We start from the raw sequence: 17,053 nt of genomic DNA on the forward strand, positions 1-17,053 counted from the left end.
GAGCTCTTAAAGGCTCCGTTTTTTATTTGCCAATTTTAACAAATTCTTCAATTTTATTTTGGCATAGCCTTTGCCAATCAGGGGGTTGGACCATCTGGGGTTTACCCCCTTGGCATGAAAAAAGCACTCATTGGAATTATTTCCTTCTTTATTCTCCTGTTTTCAGGAGTACAATGTACCTTCTTTGAAAACCGAATAGAAAAGGTTTTCAAGGCTCCTTACATCCTAGATCTTCAAGGAATTCAGGCTAGAGGTACCCTAAGAGCCGCTGTTGACAACAACTCCACTTCCTATTATATCTACCGTGGCAGAAGGATGGGCTATGAATTTGAACTTCTGCGGGATTTAGGAAAAACCCTCGGAGTGCAAATCGAATTTGTAGTAGTCTCTGATATTGAAAACGCCTTTGATTTGTTGGACGAAGGAAAGGTGGATCTCATCGCGATGAATTTGGAAAATTCCCGCGAGAGAAGGCAGCGAGCTTCCTTTACCCATTATCTCGGGACCATGAGTACCGTAGTGGTGGGAAGAAAGCCATTCGAAAGTCACGTAACCTGGAATTCCTTAGGTACCGATACAGTCTATATCCGAAAAGGGACCGTCTATGAGAAGCAGCTCAAAAGCATCAAGGATTCACTCAATTTGCAGTTTACGGTAAAAGTAACGGAATTTCATGAGGAGACTCTGATTGATCAGATCGCTGATAAACAAATCAACTGGACTGTCGCGGACAGGAACATTGCCAAGGCCAACCAAACCTATTATCAGGGCTTGGATGTGTCTTTGAAAGTTTCTGAAAACGGGACGATTTCCTGGGCAGTAAGAAAAAACTCCCCTAATCTTTTGGCAGAAATCAATACCTGGCTTCAGGAGAAAAAACAGCGGTTTATTCCCGAGGTATATGCGAAATACTTCCTGAGTCCGAGAAATAGTTTTTACCGAGCCAATAGCCAGTTTTCCTCTTTGGGAGGAAATAGAATTTCGGTATATGATGATTTGATTCAGGATAATTCCCGAGAGCTGGGATGGGACTGGAGATTGCTGGCGGCTTTAGTATATAAGGAATCGGGCTTTGATACCTCGGCTACTTCTTATGCAGGTGCGGAAGGGTTGCTTCAGCTGATGCCGGTGACTTTGGAAAGATTCGGGGTCACCAACCCCAATGATCCTAGGGAATCCCTACGAGGAGGGGTTAAGTATCTCCAATACTTGGACAAATTCTGGAGAGAAAGGGTCCCTGATTCTAATGAGCGGATCAAGTTTATGCTGGCATCCTACAACATAGGTCAAGGTCATGTAGAGGATGCGTGGAGGCTGGCCATGAAGTTTCGAAAAAATACCCAAAGCTGGAAGGACGTCTCCTACTTCCTGAATTTAAAAAGTGATCCCGAGTATTATCGGGATCCGGTGGTCAGAAGTGGTTATGCGAAAGGACATATTGCGGTCAACTACGTTCGGGATATTCTGAGCCTTTACGAGTCTTACCGTACTTTGATCGAGCCTTAATGTAGCTCAAAAAGCGCTTCGATCTCCACGGGGATGTTGTCAGGAAGGGTACCCATGCCTACTGCGGAACGGACCCCGATTCCGTTTTCTTCACCCCAAACAGCAGCGAAAAGTTCACTGCAGCCATTGATGACATAAGGGTGTCTTTCGAATGTGGAGACACAATTCACCATTCCCAAGACTTTGATAACTCTTTTGACTTTGTCCAAAGAGCCAATGTTAGCCTTGATGGTAGCCAGCATAGCCAAGCCCACTTGTCTGGCTGCCAATTTTCCCTCCTCCATGTCCATATCTTCTCCGATTCTTCCAATAATCAAAGAGCCGTCTTCTTGGACTGTTCCATGGCCGGAGAGATAAAGATATTTTCCATCGACCAGACAAGGTTTGTATACGCCCAAAGGCTTTGGAGCGGGTGGAAGTGTAAGCCCAAGGCTTTCAAAGTTCTGTTCAGGGGTTTGCATAGCTAAAATTAATTTTTTCGAAGTTATACAAATAGGTCTAAAATAAGGACACCGATCAGCCCAAATACTGCCACGATGGTTTCCATCAGAGACCAGGACTTAATCGTGTCTTTGATACTGACATTGAAAAACTCCTTGTACATCCAGAATCCACCGTCATTGAAATGGGAGAACATCAGGCTTCCTGCCCCAATGGATAAAACCAGTAAGTTAGGATCTACATTCATGGTGGTAACTAAAGGAGCGATGATGCCTGCTGTGGTCAGTCCTGCAACCGTGGCCGATCCTACACATACCCGAATGACTGAGGTAATCAACCAAGCCAAAATCAAGGGATGCATGTCCCATGTTTGAAGGCTTTCGGCGATTGTTTGACTTACGCCAGAATCCGTAAAAATCTGTTTCAAAGCTCCAGCGCCTGCCACAATCAGTAGGATCATAGAGACGTCTTTGGTAGCCTCGGTATAAATATTCATGATTTGGGTCATTTTCTGCTTTCTTCCCAATCCCAACGAGAAGGTGGCAAAGAGAAGAGAAACTAACATGACTACTCCGGGATCTGCTATAAATCCAACAAAAGGACCAAGGGTGTCCTCCGGATTAGTGTTAAGACTGATTACGGTAGTCCCTACCAAAAGAAAAACAGGTAAAAGGGCTGTCAAAAGGCTGTTTCCAATTCCCGGAAGTTCATCTTCCGGCTTCGGCTCGGCCTGAAAAGTCTTCAAGGGTTCGGATTTGATGTTTTTCAGAAAAGGAGCGAAGAGTGGGCCTGCGATAATAATGGTGGGGATGGCGATCAGAAATCCATAAAATAAAGTCAAGCCCATATTGGCCTCAAATTGCGCTACCAAAGCAGCAGGGGAGGGATGAGGAGGAAGAAAGCCATGCGTCACCGATAAAGCTGCCAATAAAGGCATGCCTACATAGACCGCAGGAAGTCTGAACTGGTAAGAAACTGTAAATGCCAAAGGGACCAAAAGCACAAAGCCAACATTATAAAATAGAGGTATTCCCACGATCAGGCCAGTAAAAGCCATGGCCCAGGTGATGTACTTTTCTCCAAAGATCTTCATCAGAAATCCTGCGATGCGTTGGGCGGCCCCACTTTCCGCAACCAATTTGCCTAGCATTGCGCCGGTGACAATTACAATTACCAAGTCACCCAACAATCCTCCCATTCCTTTTTGGACGGATTTTGCCACCTGATCTGGAGGGAGTCCGAGCATCATTCCGGCAGCGATGGAAGCAATTAAAAAGGAAAGGAAGGGATTGAGCTTGGCCCAAACAATCAGCAATACCAAGATGGCTATGCTGAGCAGCACAAGAAGGAAGGTCATAGGTTGGGTTATAGGTTAATGAGGAAAGATATAAAAATCACCGCAATTCAATCTCTTTTTATCGCTTGATCAATTTTCCCGAATACAATCTGTTTTCAGAATAGACCGTGACAATATATACTCCTGTTGGCAGTGTTTGACAAAAATCAGCCAGTGAGTGTTCGTCTAACTCTTGTGAAAATAGGACTTGACCTTGAGTATTTCTGACCAAAACTCTTGAATTCTCAAATGATTTTTCTGGGAATTCAAGGTGTAAGGATCCGGAAATAAATGGATTCGGATAGATCAGTAGGTGCTCCTCTTTCCAATCTTTTCCAAATGTCCTAAATACCTTGCTCCATGAGGATTCCCCGGAAAGGTCAACTTGGCGAATTTGGTATAAATATGATCTGTAAATAGAGGCTTTTTCATCGATATAGCGGTACTCCCTAGGCTCAGAGGTGTTACCTTCTGAAGGAATTACTCCCACTAGCGCCCAAGGCTCTCCTAATTTTTCGGTGCGGAAAATCTCAAAGAGCATATTGTCCTTTTCCGCCGCAAGCTTCCAAGTCACAAGATTGCCAGAAGGATGTTTTTTTGCGATGGTTTCAAGCCAAATTACTGGAAGGATGCTTAAAACCCGATAGCTCCCGATAGTGACGTTTTTTCCAGACAAATCATTCCATGTCAAATCCCGAACCGCCCAAAGATTAACCGGATCGATCCCCGGAACATGGGTGCCTCCCAAGGGATATCCAGTCCCCACTACTCGCAGGTCGTCGACATTGTCCACAATCAACTGATCCGCAGAAAGTCGGACTTGAAGAGGTAAACTGCCAGAGGCAAACCCAGAAAATTGGAAAAAGCTAAAAAGCCGATAAAGTATCGGGGTTCCGTCATTGTCATCAAAGCCGGGGTCATGTTCAGCACCTTTATATTCAGTAAAACGGATACTCAAATTCCCTCCCACCGTGTTCCCCAGCAACTGTACTTTTCTGACCCCTCCATTATATGAATCTTCAAAAGGGAAAGTTGAATTCAGCCCGTTTAAGGAAAGGGGAATATTTTGGTAGGTGAATAGTCCAAGGTTTTTCCATTTTCCTCCCGAGTAGGTATAGCTGCCGAGTCCAGAGGTATTGATGATCAATTCTTTCCATTGAAAATCTATTTGACCCTGCTGAAGTGCAAGATTACGCTGAATTGTGAGATGGTCTCTCGGGAAAAATGTTCCTCCTGATTTATTTAGGGTCAAATCCCTAACCACCAAAGGAAAACCAATTATTTCCTGATTTCCTGAGCCAGTGAGTACAAGGTGAGTGCTGTTGGTCAGGAAATTTCCAACGCCAGTTTTTTCTAAATTCCCATTTAAGAAAAGCTGAGCCGGAAGTTGAAGATTTTGATTGCTTTGCAAGACTACATCACCCACTGAATTGGGAATTCCGGCATCTGGATAGGAGCTGGAAAGGAAGGATTTGGGGCTGTTGCCTGACCGAAAAATGATTTTTCCGTTTAGCTGGTAATTTGCCGCTTCGATTCTTGGAGCACTTCCTTCCAAGATCAGTATCCCTCCGGGTTTGAGAATAAAATTCAGGGCACTCACAGAACCACTGGTGGAACGGTTAAGAATGAGAGAATTGCATTCCGAAATCATCGTTGCCCCACTTTCAATCATGAGATTTCCAAATGGGCCTGTCCCAAAAACTGTGGTTTCTGTATTGAAAGAAAGGGTATTACAGACGTTTGGCAGCACAGAAGTATCCAATTTTTGAAGAAGATTTCCTGCTTTGACCGTAAACTGGAGGGCCTTCAAAGGAGATTCCAAAGTCAGGGTCTGTCCTGGATTGGGATCGAAAATGACGGAAAACCTGCTTTGGGTGGTTTGTGCACTCCAGCTGTTTTTTTGGATAATGGTCCTTGAATTTCCCTTGAACGTAATTGTGCTTGAAATTGAATTTCCGATCCAGTTTTGACTGTTCCAGGCATTATCAGGCATACCGGGTGCTGGACCGGAAAAGGCTTGGAGAGTCCCAAATACGTCCAGATTGAATCCGTTAAGATTTAGTTTTTGGCCTGCACCGGTTTCCGCATTGATAAAAACACTTTTCACCTGCTCATTTCCGACCAGTCGGAGCGTATGGGTTTGGTCGATGTAGATGTCATTGGCTAAACTGGGTTTTGTGGAGGCGGGATTCCAAGAACTGCCGTTCCAAACAGCCCAGATTGCCGGATTAGGGAAATCCCCTGTGGCAATGGTTTTGTAGGAATTAATTTCTTGGCAAAGCCCGCTTTGAAGTAAGAGTATGGAGACTCCAACTGCCAGGAATATCCTGTATATTCGGCAGGTTAAATAGGAAAAATAGGCCAGAGTCCAGCTAATTCTATCCATAAAAAAGTATTGTTAAAAAGTAAGTTTAAGTTAATAAAATGCCTTCAGTTCATAAAAAAATAGTCGTTTATTTTTGCCTGATATTCATGGCTTTAGCTTCAGCTCAAGCTCAGGTGTACGAAGTGAGTTTGCTGACTTGTGATCCCGGCAAGGAGCTGTATTCCAGCTTTGGGCACAGTGCCATCCGAGTGCGTGAGATTGGCTCGGAAGGAAGGGATTTGGTGTTCAACTTTGGCACTTTTGATTTCAATACCCCAAATTTCTATGGCAAGTTTGCGGCTGGAAAGCTGGATTATATGCTCAGTGTGACCACCTATGATCAGTTTATCATCGAGTACGACTACTTTAAGCGGGGAGTCAGAGAGCAAATCTTGGATCTAAGTGCCGATCAGAAGGATTTCTTGGTTCAGCATCTTCAGGCTCAATACGATCCAGCGAGACGATTTTACCGATACGATTTCTTTTTTAACAATTGTGCCACCAAGATTCGGGATGCCTTTGAGATAGCCATAGGAAAGCAATTGGTCTGGAATGATCCTGAAGTGGCGGAGGAAAAGACTTTCCGAAACCTGATCGATGAATATGTTTACATACTTCCTTGGGCAGATCTGGGAATAGATTTAGCCTTGGGAGCAGTGATTGACAGGCCCGCAACAGCCAGAGAGGCTCAGTTTCTTCCGGATTACATGGAGCAAGCTTTCGCCAATGCCACCATTGAGGGACAGGGCCCGACCCGTCCCTTGGTTAAGGAGAGTCGGGTGATTTTAGAATATCCTCAAGAGGAACCCGGATTAGATCTTTTAAACCCATATCTGGTACTCTGGGCTTTTGCCGTCGTGGTAGGACTGGTGACCTTTGTTGGATTTAGAAAAGGCAAATTGTATAAAGGAATGGATATTGGAATTTTCCTGGTATTAGGCCTATTAGGGGTGTTGATTACTTTCTTATGGTTTTTCACAGACCATTCTGCCACTAGGTCGAATTGGAACATCCTTTGGGCATTTCCAGGGCATTTAGCACTTGCTTGGGGTCTAATGAAAAAGTCAACTCCCTCCTGGATTTCAAAATATCTTTTGGGGACTTTGATCCTTACAGTTTTGGCTTTATTGGTTTGGATGATTGGTTTTCAGTCCTTCCATCCTTCTTTGGTTCCTTTGTTTTTGGTGCTGATTCTGAGAAGTAATTTTCTGTATTATAATATGGAAAGGCTGGGTAGGGTTAATTCTTAATTTGGGAATTTATAAACCTTTTGCCCCCTTTAAGGCGTTGGGAAGAAGCTATGGAATTCAAACTCACTTCAGATTACCAGCCTACCGGTGACCAACCTCAAGCGATAAAGCAGCTGACCGAGGGGGTAAATGCCGGGGATTCCTCTCAGGTATTGTTAGGGGTAACTGGGTCCGGGAAGACTTTCACCATTGCCAATGTAATCCAACAAACTCAGCGGCCGACATTGGTTTTAAGTCACAATAAAACCTTGGCGGCCCAGCTTTATGGAGAATTCAAGCAGTTTTTCCCGGAAAATGCCGTTGAGTATTTTATCTCCTATTACGACTACTACCAGCCTGAGGCATTCATTCCCAGCTCCGGGACTTATATCGAAAAAGATCTCAGCATCAATGAGGAAATAGAAAAACTCAGGCTCAGCTCCACTTCATCTTTACTTTCGGGCCGAAGAGATGTGATCGTTGTGGCTTCTGTTTCCTGTATTTATGGTATTGGAAATCCGGAGGAGTTTGGAAAAAATGTTCTCCGGTTGCAGGAAGGTGATATTATCCCAAGAAATCAACTTCTTTTCAAGTTGGTGGATATTCTATACAGCAGAACACAGCAAGATTTGACTCATGGGACCTTCCGGGTCAAAGGTGATACGGTCGATATTTTTGTGGCCTATGCGGATTTTGCCTATAGAATTTTCTTTTGGGGAGATGAAATAGAAGCCATTCAGAGAATAGAGCCCAGTACAGGAAAGAAGCTGTCGGATGAGAAAATCATTTCTATTTTTCCGGCAAATCTTTTTGTCACTGGAAGAGATACTATCCAAACAGCCATTCACGAAATTCAGGATGACATGGTGGCTCAGGTTAACTTTTTTGAAAAAGAAGGAAAATTTCTGGAGGCTAAACGACTTCAGGAGAGAACCGAGTTTGATCTGGAGATGATCCGTGAATTGGGCTATTGTTCAGGAGTAGAAAACTATTCGCGGTACTTTGATCGGAGAAAACCCGGAACAAGACCATTCTGCCTGTTGGATTATTTTCCGGATGATTTTTTGTTGGTGATTGACGAAAGCCACGTGACTGTCCCGCAAATCCGAGCGATGTGGGGAGGTGATAGGTCCAGAAAAGTCAATTTGGTCGATTATGGATTTAGACTGCCTTCAGCACTGGACAACAGACCATTGAAGTTCGAAGAATTCGAGCAGCTGACCAATCAGGTTATTTACGTGTCGGCTACTCCGGCAGACTACGAGCTTGCCCTGACTGAAGGGGTAGTGGTGGAGCAAATTATCCGACCCACGGGTCTTTTGGATCCTATCATTGAGGTTAGGCCGAGTCAAAACCAAATCGATGATCTTTTGGAAGAAATCGACCAAACCATCAAGACTGATGCACGCGTGTTGGTGACGACTTTGACTAAAAGAATGGCGGAAGAACTTCAGAAATTCCTCGAAAGAGCAGGAGTCAAATCCCGATACATTCACTCCGAAGTAAAAACCCTGGACAGGGTAGAAATCTTGAGGGAATTAAGATTAGGGGTATTTGATGTTTTGGTAGGGGTGAATTTGCTGAGAGAGGGATTAGACCTTCCGGAAGTTTCGTTAGTGGCGATTTTGGATGCGGATAAGGAAGGATTTCTGAGAAATGAGCGCTCTTTGGTGCAGACTATCGGACGGGCTGCCCGAAATTCTGAGGGGAGGGTGATCATGTACGCAGATCATATCACGGACTCTATGCAGGCCGCTATTGACGAGACCAAGCGTAGGAGGGCACTTCAGACGGCATATAATGAAGAGCATGGAATCACACCAAAGACGGTAATCAAGTCCAGAGACAAAATCATGGGTCAAACCAAGGTGGCTGATTCTAAAAAGAATGCGAAAATCTATGCTGAACCAATGCCGGGAGAAGAAGTGATGGCCGCAGATCCAGTGGTGGCATATCTGAGTAAGGATAAGCTGGAGAAGTTGATTCAGCAGACTCAAAAGCAGATGGAAAAAGCAGCCAAAGAGCTCAACTTTATGGAAGCTGCCCGACTTCGGGACGAGTGGATGGCTCAGAAAAAGAGATTGGAAGACCTCAATAGAGGCTTAGGGAATTAAAAAATCAATCATGAATCTTCAAGAAGTAAGATCCTTAGCCTCCAAGGGAGAAGGTCTGAAAATCGAATTCAAGAAAAAAGCTGCCTTCCCTGAGAAGATTGTCAGAGAGGTGATCGCCTTTGCCAATACCCTTGGAGGGGATCTCTTGATTGGAGTGGAAGACGATGGGACGGTCAGCGGACAGCGGTTTATTGAGGAGGAAATTTTTGTGATGGAAAAGGCTATCCGGGAATTGGTTTTTCCGGATTTGGACTTTGAGGTATATTCTTTCAAGCTGAATGAAAAGAAAGGGGTGGCGGTTTTTCGTATCCCAATTAGTCCGAGTAGGCCTCACTATTTAAAAGAAAAAGACCGGAAGCAAGCTTATGTCCGGGTGGATGACCGATCTGTGCAGGCCAGCAGAGAGGTATGGGAGGTCCTTAAAAAAAGCAAGAATCCGAAAGACACTGTTTTTACCTATGGAAAAAAAGAGGAAATCTTGATGAAGGCTTTGGGAGAAAATGAAAAAATCACCCTGAGGGAATTCGCCAAATTGGCTCAATTGCCCAAGTTTTTAGCCTCCAAGACCTTAGTGAGATTGGTGACTGCCAATGTCTTGAATATCCATCCTCAGGAAGGGGAAGATTATTTTACTTTGAAAGACTAGGAAGAAGGATCCCGGTTTTTTGGCTGAAGCCTACATTTCCTTGTAAGCCACCAGTATGTAAAAGAAGGATTTTTGAACCTGTTGGGAAATAGTTTTTCTGGATCAGCTCGATTACTCCAAAAGCCATCTTACCGGTATAAACGGGATCCAGTACCACTCCAAATTCTTCGAAAAACCAATGGATAAAATCGATTAACTCGGGTTTCCATTTGGCATATCCTCCAAAATGATAGGATGCCATTATTTCCAGGCTTCCTTTTGGCTGAATGTCAAATACATTCAATTTATCCCGGACCTCCTGATGGATAAAATCCCCTTTAAGCGAGGAGAATCCCATTAGTTTTTGTTCTGCTTGGATACTTCCGGCCAAACCGGCAAAAGTTCCTCCGGTTCCGATGGAGGTACAGATATGGGTATAATTAATCGTGTTTGGTCCCAGAATTTCCTGAGTACCTTGAATTGCCAGCGAATTCGTGCCACCCTCAGGGATTAAATAGAACTCTCCCAACCGCTTTTCCAATTCCCGAACAAATTCTGGAGAGTTTTTCCTTCGGTAAGTTTCCCGATCTAAAAAGTGAAGCTTCATTCCCTGAGCTTTTGCAAAGGCCAAAGTGGGGTTTTTCTCGTCGAAATAATCCCCGCGAATCATCCCGATGGATAGCAATCCTTCAAGTTTGGCAGCGGCCGCGCAGGCATAAATGTGATTGGAATATGCCCCTCCAAAGGTAAGAATGGTGTTTTTACCCCTCTTCTTAGCTTCCTCCAGATTATATTTAAGTTTATAAAATTTATTTCCCGAAGCTTGGGGATGGGCTTGGTCTAATCTAAGCATAGCCACCTGCAAGCCTTTTTCTAAAAAAAGAGGATGATTCAATAGTTGGATTTCCGGAGGATTTAGAACAAGCATATGTGAGCTTTTGCCAAAGTTAAGCGACATCCTCCTATTTTTGTGATATGAACCAGCGACCAGACGAAGACTTCGAGGAAGACGAATTAGAATTATACGAGCATCACCGGATTCTTGTGGACAAAGGTCAATCCCCCGTGAGGATTGATAAATTTCTAACAGAAAAGGTCGCCAATGCCACCCGAAATAAGGTTCAGCAAGCCATAGATTCAGGGACTATTCTGGTCAATGGACAGCCAACCAAGGCCAATTATAAAATAAAGGCCTCCGATGAAATCAAGGTGTTGATGGAGAAGCCTCCTAGGGATACTGAAGTTATTTCTGAAAACATTCCCTTGGATATTGTTTACGAAGATCCCCATCTTTTGATTGTCAACAAACCTCCGGGTATGGTTGTCCACCCTGCCCATGGAAACTGGACTGGCACCCTGGTAAATGGGTTGGTTTACCATTTTCAGCATCTTCCAGAGATGAAGGGGAACGTGGGTAGGCCAGGTCTGGTGCACAGGATAGATAAAGACACCTCAGGCTTATTGGTAGTTGCGAAAACAGAGGAGGCTATGACCCCATTGGCCGCACAGTTTTTTCACCACACGATAGACCGAACCTATTTGGCATTGGTGTGGGGAGAGCCCGAGCAGGACTCTGGAACTATTGTAGGACATGTTGGAAGAAGTGCCAAGGACCGAAAGGTGATGGACGTTTTTCCGGATGGCAGTCAGGGCAAGCATGCCGTGACTCATTGGAAGGTGGTGAGGAGACTGAGGTATGTGACTTTGGTGCAGTGTAATCTAGAAACAGGCCGTACCCACCAAATCCGGGCTCATATGCGGTTTTTGGGACATCCGCTTTTTAATGATGCCATGTATGGAGGAGACAAAATCCGTAAAGGGACCCAGTTTGCGAAATACAAGGCCTTTGTTCAAAACTGTTTTGATTTGATGCCCAGACAGGCCCTTCATGCGATGAGTTTGGGGTTCATACACCCGGTTACCAAAGAGAAAATATACTTTGAAGCTCCCTTACCGGAGGATTTTTCAAGTGTATTAGACAAATGGGATAATTATGTAAAGCACGAATGATTGCTTAATTGCTAATAAAACATCGAATTACATATATTTTTTGCATAAAAATGATCTTTAAAATGAATAAAAGGTAAATTTTTCAATTCCCATTGAAGAATCGTCAAAAATCAAGTCTGATCAAAAGGGTTAATTAACGAATAGATATTATTCAAACGTTTTCCTTAAAAATAATGTAAAAATTCAGATTAATTCTTGAATAATTTGCAAAACAAATGAAATGCCTGCTATATTTGAATCAACAAACAAGCTCATAAAAGATGAGCGGATAAGTTTGACAAACACAGATACTGTAGGATGTTGAAACTGGCAGACAAGCCCTCCTGTCTCGGGGGTGGAGATCATTGGACAAAGCAATTAGCGAGCTCGTAATTTTGCCTAACTACTCCGTGGAGGTTCGAATCCTTCTCCTACAGCAGGTTATTTTGGGTTTATTGTTAATTGACTAAGACCATGGAATTTTATTTCATGGTTTTTTTATTGCCTAAATTTTAAAAGACAGAATTAAATTTGGCATTTTGTTAAGGTTTTAAAATAAAAGGACTGGGATTTGCCCTTGGTTAACAATTTCCCAACAAAGCGATATTTTTACGAAGATTAAATTCAAAAACAGCAATAGATAATCGTTTTCATTATAAATAATGTAAAAAAATAAAATAAAACTTGCATTAATTTTAATAAATGAATCATATCCTTAATTTTGAAGCATCAAGTTCTCAAACCTATTTCTCCTAATTCAAAAAGCTCTTTAGGAGCTTTTTGATTATCAGGGCTTTAAGACAAATTTCGCTACAAGAGCGAGATTTTATCAATCAAGATTAAGATAAACCACATACTGTAGGATGTTGAAACTGGCAGACAAGCCCTCCTGTCTCGGGGGTGGGGAGCCCGATCTGATAGCTATCATGATCGAAATAGAATAAAGCATAATTCAAACCGGACTATTGCCTAACTACCCCGTGGAGGTTCGAATCCTTCTCCTACAGCTCAAAAAGCAACAGAGATGTTGCTTTTTTTCTTTTCTGTCAATTCTGATTTTTGTTATTATCTTCTCAGGTAAATAGAATTTCTTCTGATGTCTTCAGAAAATCAAAAGATCAAAGTTGATTTCCCATTCAGGAAAAAGGTTATAAGACTTTTTCTAAAGCTTATTTTGGCACTCCTATTTTTGGAATTTGTAGCCTATTTCGGTTCTAATATTTTCCTTGCAAGATACGCCCAAAGAAAAATCAATGAGGCGACTAAAGAAGTCTATCTTATTGATTTTAATCGGTTTAATCTTTCACTTTTAAGAAGGGGGTTTTTTCTGGATGGATTGGTCATGAAGCCGGTGAATTCTAGCACTCACCAAGAGGATCAGGTATTGTTTGATTTTACTTTGGATCAGGTTGGGGTTACTGGACTTTGGTATGATTTCTCGGAGCATGAGTTTACCGTTTCCAAAATCCGCCTGGACAATCCCAGTATTTCCATGCAGATGCCTCCGGGATTAGAACCTCCTTCCCAAAGCAATAGCGGAGAAAAGCAAATTTCGCCCATTAAGCGTCTGGAACTGGAAATCCGAAAAAGTGTCGAAAAAATGAGTCTGGCGGGCTTACGGATTAAAGAAGTCGAAATGGAGCATGCCAATTTGTTTTTCTTCAACTTCCTAAGTAGAGGCAACCTAAAAGCAGATGACACCAAGTTGCTGGTAAAAAATATTAACCTGACCACGCTGGAGGACTGGAAAACACCTTTTAATGCCGAGGGATTTGTGTTTGAACTAGAAGGAGTGGAATTCCCCTTGCCTGATGGTGTTCATTCCATTTTGGCTCAAAAAGTAAATATATCCTCTCTGGATAATTTGGTTGACATCAAAAACTTTGTTCTTATTTCTGATAAAACCAAGGAAAGTAAGGCCTACTATGATGTCGAACTCGATAAGTTGCTGATGGGAAATGTAGATCTCAATCATGCCTTTATGACTTCGGAAATGCAGATTGACGAACTGGTCTTGAATCGGCCGAATTTCAAGGTGGTGCGAAATTCATTTTTGAAATCGGACAGTACGGCCTCGGGTGACTTAAATGATTTGATTCGAGGCAATCTCAATTCTATTCAGATCAAGGAATTGTCGATTAACAAAGGGAAGTTTATCAAATCAGAGCTTTCAGATTCCTTAAAAAACAGAATTGAAATCGATGAGCTGGATTTCAAGATGATCCAGTTTTTTCTCGGGATGGATTCTTTGAAAAGAGAAAATCAATTCTTTTATGGAGAGGATGCTTCCATGCAGATCAGAGGGGGGAGGCTTTTTCTTGGGGATGGGGTGCATCTGGTGTCTGGAGATGAAGTGATGGTATCTTCCTTCCGGGATGATTTTTCTGTAAAAAACCTCTCCATTCGTCCCATAAAGGCAAATCTAGCCAACAGTTCTGCTAAAAACCTGATGAGAATAGCCCTTCCGGAGTTTTCCCTAAATGAAGTTGACTTGAAGAAATTGTATAATGAGGGGATCATTTCGGCAAGTGGGATTTTGCTGGTAAGGCCAGAAGTAGAACTGGTGAGTTTAGAAAACCGGGGAGAAGAAACTGTGGAAGGTTCCTTTGGAAATGCGATTAAGGGTTTTCTAAACCTTGCAGATATAGAAAAATTTGAGGTGCAGGAGGGGACAATCAAATTTACCGATGAACGTGGGCAAAGAAGCAGTGATGTCGGTTTTGATAAATTCAGCATTCTTTTGGAAGGACTTAAGGTCGATCCTGATACTTTGCTGGCTATCCATGATCAGATCACAGCCCGGGAAATTTACCTTTCCTTGGATAACTATCAGCTGAAATTGAAGGATAACCTTCATTTGATTTTTGCCGAAAAGCTCAAAATAGATTCCCGAAACAGCTTGCTGGAGGTTCAAAACCTCAAAATTAAACCTCAGAGCCAAGAGCAAATTCAAAACCTCTTGGATATCTATGGCAAGACTTCCGCTATCAACTTTGCGGTTCCTCTTTTTAGAGCGGAGGGGATAGATATCAATTCTGCCTTTTATGATCAGATTCTTCGGATCGGGACGATTTCAATGCCACAACCAGAGTTTGAAATTTCCACCTATCGTGCCAAAGAAAAGAAAAACACCATTCCTCAGTCCACGGACGATGTGAAAGGACTTCTATTGGGTTATTTCAACTCCATTAGTATCGATTCCATAGATCTTTTCCAGGCGAAAATTAAGTATGAAAGCTTGGTTGAAAACAAGAAAAATCTGTTTCAGGAGGATAATCTCACCCTAAAACTGAAGAATTTTTTCCTGGATCCAAGCGAAACTGCCTTCACGGGGAAAACCCTTTTTTCCGAGGAAATAGATCTTACTTTTTCTGATTATTCCTTTAGTCTGGGCAATGGAAAATACACCGTTGAGACAGATCTTTTGAACTACAATTCCAAAAAAGAGTCTCTGGTTTTTGATAATCTATTGGTTTATCCCGGCGAAAACTCCAGTGGTAGATTGGCTTTGGGATTGGATTTTCCAAAAGTCATTTTCAAGGGAGTGGATATTGAGCAGTTTGTCTTTGACAATGTGCTGGATCTCCAAAAACTCGAGATCAGTGAGGGAAGAGTAGAGATCGGGATTGACCGTAAAATCAGCACTACTGCCAAAGAGAGGGAAAGGAAAAGGCTTACCCAAAAAACCGTAGACTGGGTTTCTATAGATACTATTCAGGCCAAAAACTCATTTTTGGAATTAAATTTCCTGGGAGAAAACAACTCCCTTCGATCCATACAGACTGGGTTTGGCTTTTTGATTCAGGATTTCCACCTAGACACTTTGGTATTGGATCAAAATGATCTAAGCAAGCTGTACTCCACTGCCAATTTGGATCTCAACGATTTTGTATTTGCCCTGCCGGACAGCGTGCATACGGTAAGTTTTTCTAAAGTTCAGCTAGGAGATGCCCAAAAGGAAATTGTGTTTTCTGATTTGAAAATTACTCCCAAAAATTTCCATGGAAACCCAGGTGAACCGGTTGTAAACGCGAAAATGGATGAGCTGGCTATTTTAAATAACCGGTTTCAGGATGTAATGGAGACCAAGCGATTTGACATGAAAAATGTCCGAATGCTCAATCCGGTGCTTGATGTGTATTTGGACAAGGAAAAGTATTCCAAACCACCCCGCCAAGATAAAAGGATAGAGGAGGAAAAAAATTCCCTGGTCGAATCTATGATTCTGGGAGATTTCCAGCTGAGTAATGGGAAAATCCAGCTTCACAGAAAAGGGGAGGGGCCAATATCAAGACTTGGTTTTACGGACGTTGATTTCAAGATCTCCGACTTAGGCCTAGACTTTTTAGACCAAAAGCAGGAGCTTGATCTTAAAGAGCTGGCGGGAAAAAACCTTTCCTTTTCCTTTAAAAATTACCAAATCCTGACTCCGGATAGCCTTTACAAAACCAGCTTTGATCAGGTGTATTATGAAAATGGAGGTTTGACCATCAAAGGACTATATGTCAGACCCGTTCAGGGAAATTATGGATTGCTGAATAGCCTTCCTTATCAGACGGATGCGGTAAGGGCCAAGGTGGATAAAGTCTCCCTTTCAGGCCTTGATCCCGTCAAATATCTGAAAGATGAGATTATCAGCGGAAATGACCTGAGAATAGAAGGAGCAAGAATTGATCTGTTTCGGGATAAAAGAAAACCCTTTAATCCTGATTTTATCAAGGAAATGCCTCAATTTATGATGAGCCACGCTCAAATTAATGCAGACTTTCAGGTGGTGCAAGTGAGAGATGGAAGAGTGAGGTATTATGAAATAGCTCCGAAAGGAAACCTTCCTGGGATGATCAGTTTCGATCAAATTCAGCTTGATTTGGCTCCATTTTACCTTCGAAAGGAAAGTGCGGAATACCCTATTGAAAAATTGAGGCTTGGCATTGAAACAAAAATCATGGATCAGTCCAATGTCTCCCTAAAGTCCGAGATGTATTTCACTGAAAAGTATCCCATGAATGTTTCCATTGCCATGGACAGATTTAGATTTGAGGAAGCGAACGATTTTTTGATGAAAACCATGTTTGTCAAAGCGGTGGATGGAGAGGTGACAGAAGGTCAATGGGATTTCACCCTGAATGAGGATTATGCCATTGGGAAAATGGCCTTAGGCTATAAGGATCTGAAAATCCAGTTTGTGGATAGCCTTACCTATGAACGGGGTTTGGGGAAGTTAAAAGTTTACACTTTTGGGGCGAATTTATTGGCGAAAAACAATAACCCGAGAGGTGGGAGTAAAAAAATAACCACCCGGAGAATCTATCTGGAGCGGGACAACAGAAGGTTTGTCTTTAGCACCTGGTGGAAAGCAACCTTTAGCGGCTTAAGAGGGACTTTTGGATTGGGAAAGCCTAGAATTCCCAAGGAGTTAAGAAAAGAAGAGGATTAACGGAGAAGGTT

General features: G+C 42.7%; 10 protein-coding genes. 6 read left to right on the forward strand and 4 right to left on the reverse strand.

All coding sequences use genetic code 11. The features are described 5' to 3' along the window. The first annotated feature begins 114 nt into the window (after window positions 1-114). Window positions 115-1,506, forward strand: a complete 1,392-nt coding sequence (locus tag G458_RS0117195) for an MltF family protein (protein ID WP_026952987.1) — start codon at window positions 115-117, stop codon at window positions 1,504-1,506. On the opposite strand, the gene G458_RS0117200 is transcribed toward G458_RS0117195, so the two are convergent. From G458_RS0117200 to G458_RS0117210, 3 genes are read right to left on the reverse strand one after another with little or no spacing between them, the layout of a single operon-like run. Further along, window positions 1,503-1,967 (reverse strand): RidA family protein, encoded by a 465-nt coding sequence (locus tag G458_RS0117200; RefSeq protein WP_026952988.1) that lies wholly within the window; start codon window positions 1,965-1,967, stop codon window positions 1,503-1,505. The two genes, G458_RS0117195 and G458_RS0117200, sit on opposite strands and share 4 nt — an antisense overlap. Before the next feature lie 23 nt (window positions 1,968-1,990). Beyond that, entirely contained in the window at window positions 1,991-3,304 is a 1,314-nt protein-coding gene (locus G458_RS0117205) for a gluconate:H+ symporter (protein WP_026952989.1), read from the reverse strand. 58 nt (window positions 3,305-3,362) lie between these two features. Continuing rightward, window positions 3,363-5,669, reverse strand: coding sequence for a T9SS type A sorting domain-containing protein (locus G458_RS0117210; protein ID WP_051287415.1), 2,307 nt, complete (start codon window positions 5,667-5,669; stop codon window positions 3,363-3,365). A gap of 86 nt (window positions 5,670-5,755) precedes the next feature. Between G458_RS0117210 and G458_RS0117215 the strand changes: the two genes are divergently transcribed. From G458_RS0117215 to G458_RS0117225, 3 genes are read left to right on the forward strand one after another with little or no spacing between them, the layout of a single operon-like run. After that, on the forward strand, window positions 5,756-6,898 hold the full coding sequence (locus G458_RS0117215; RefSeq protein ID WP_245579290.1) for a lipoprotein N-acyltransferase Lnb domain-containing protein: 1,143 nt from the start codon (window positions 5,756-5,758) through the stop codon (window positions 6,896-6,898). 50 nt (window positions 6,899-6,948) lie between these two features. After that, window positions 6,949-8,991, forward strand: a complete 2,043-nt coding sequence (gene uvrB / locus G458_RS0117220) for an excinuclease ABC subunit UvrB (RefSeq protein ID WP_026952992.1) — start codon at window positions 6,949-6,951, stop codon at window positions 8,989-8,991. A gap of 10 nt (window positions 8,992-9,001) precedes the next feature. Next, window positions 9,002-9,637, forward strand: a complete 636-nt coding sequence (locus tag G458_RS0117225; RefSeq protein WP_026952993.1) for an AlbA family DNA-binding domain-containing protein — start codon at window positions 9,002-9,004, stop codon at window positions 9,635-9,637. Here the strand turns inward: G458_RS0117225 and G458_RS0117230 are convergent. Next, window positions 9,621-10,544, reverse strand: coding sequence for a 1-aminocyclopropane-1-carboxylate deaminase/D-cysteine desulfhydrase (locus tag G458_RS0117230; RefSeq protein WP_026952994.1), 924 nt, complete (start codon window positions 10,542-10,544; stop codon window positions 9,621-9,623). The genes G458_RS0117225 and G458_RS0117230 overlap by 17 nt on opposite strands. 47 nt (window positions 10,545-10,591) lie before the next feature. On the opposite strand from G458_RS0117230, the gene G458_RS0117235 reads away from it, so the two are divergent. Together G458_RS0117235 and G458_RS0117240 are read left to right on the forward strand one after the other, a co-directional pair. Then, entirely contained in the window at window positions 10,592-11,626 is a 1,035-nt protein-coding gene (locus G458_RS0117235) for an RluA family pseudouridine synthase (protein WP_026952995.1), read from the forward strand. A 1,153-nt stretch (window positions 11,627-12,779) separates the two neighbouring features. After that, complete coding sequence (locus tag G458_RS0117240) at window positions 12,780-17,042, forward strand: hypothetical protein (RefSeq protein WP_157359848.1); 4,263 nt, start codon at window positions 12,780-12,782, stop codon at window positions 17,040-17,042. The last annotated feature ends 11 nt before the right edge of the window (window positions 17,043-17,053 follow it).

It is taken from the genome of Algoriphagus mannitolivorans DSM 15301 (genome assembly GCF_000429425.1).
GTDB classification, from domain to species: domain Bacteria; phylum Bacteroidota; class Bacteroidia; order Cytophagales; family Cyclobacteriaceae; genus Algoriphagus; species Algoriphagus mannitolivorans.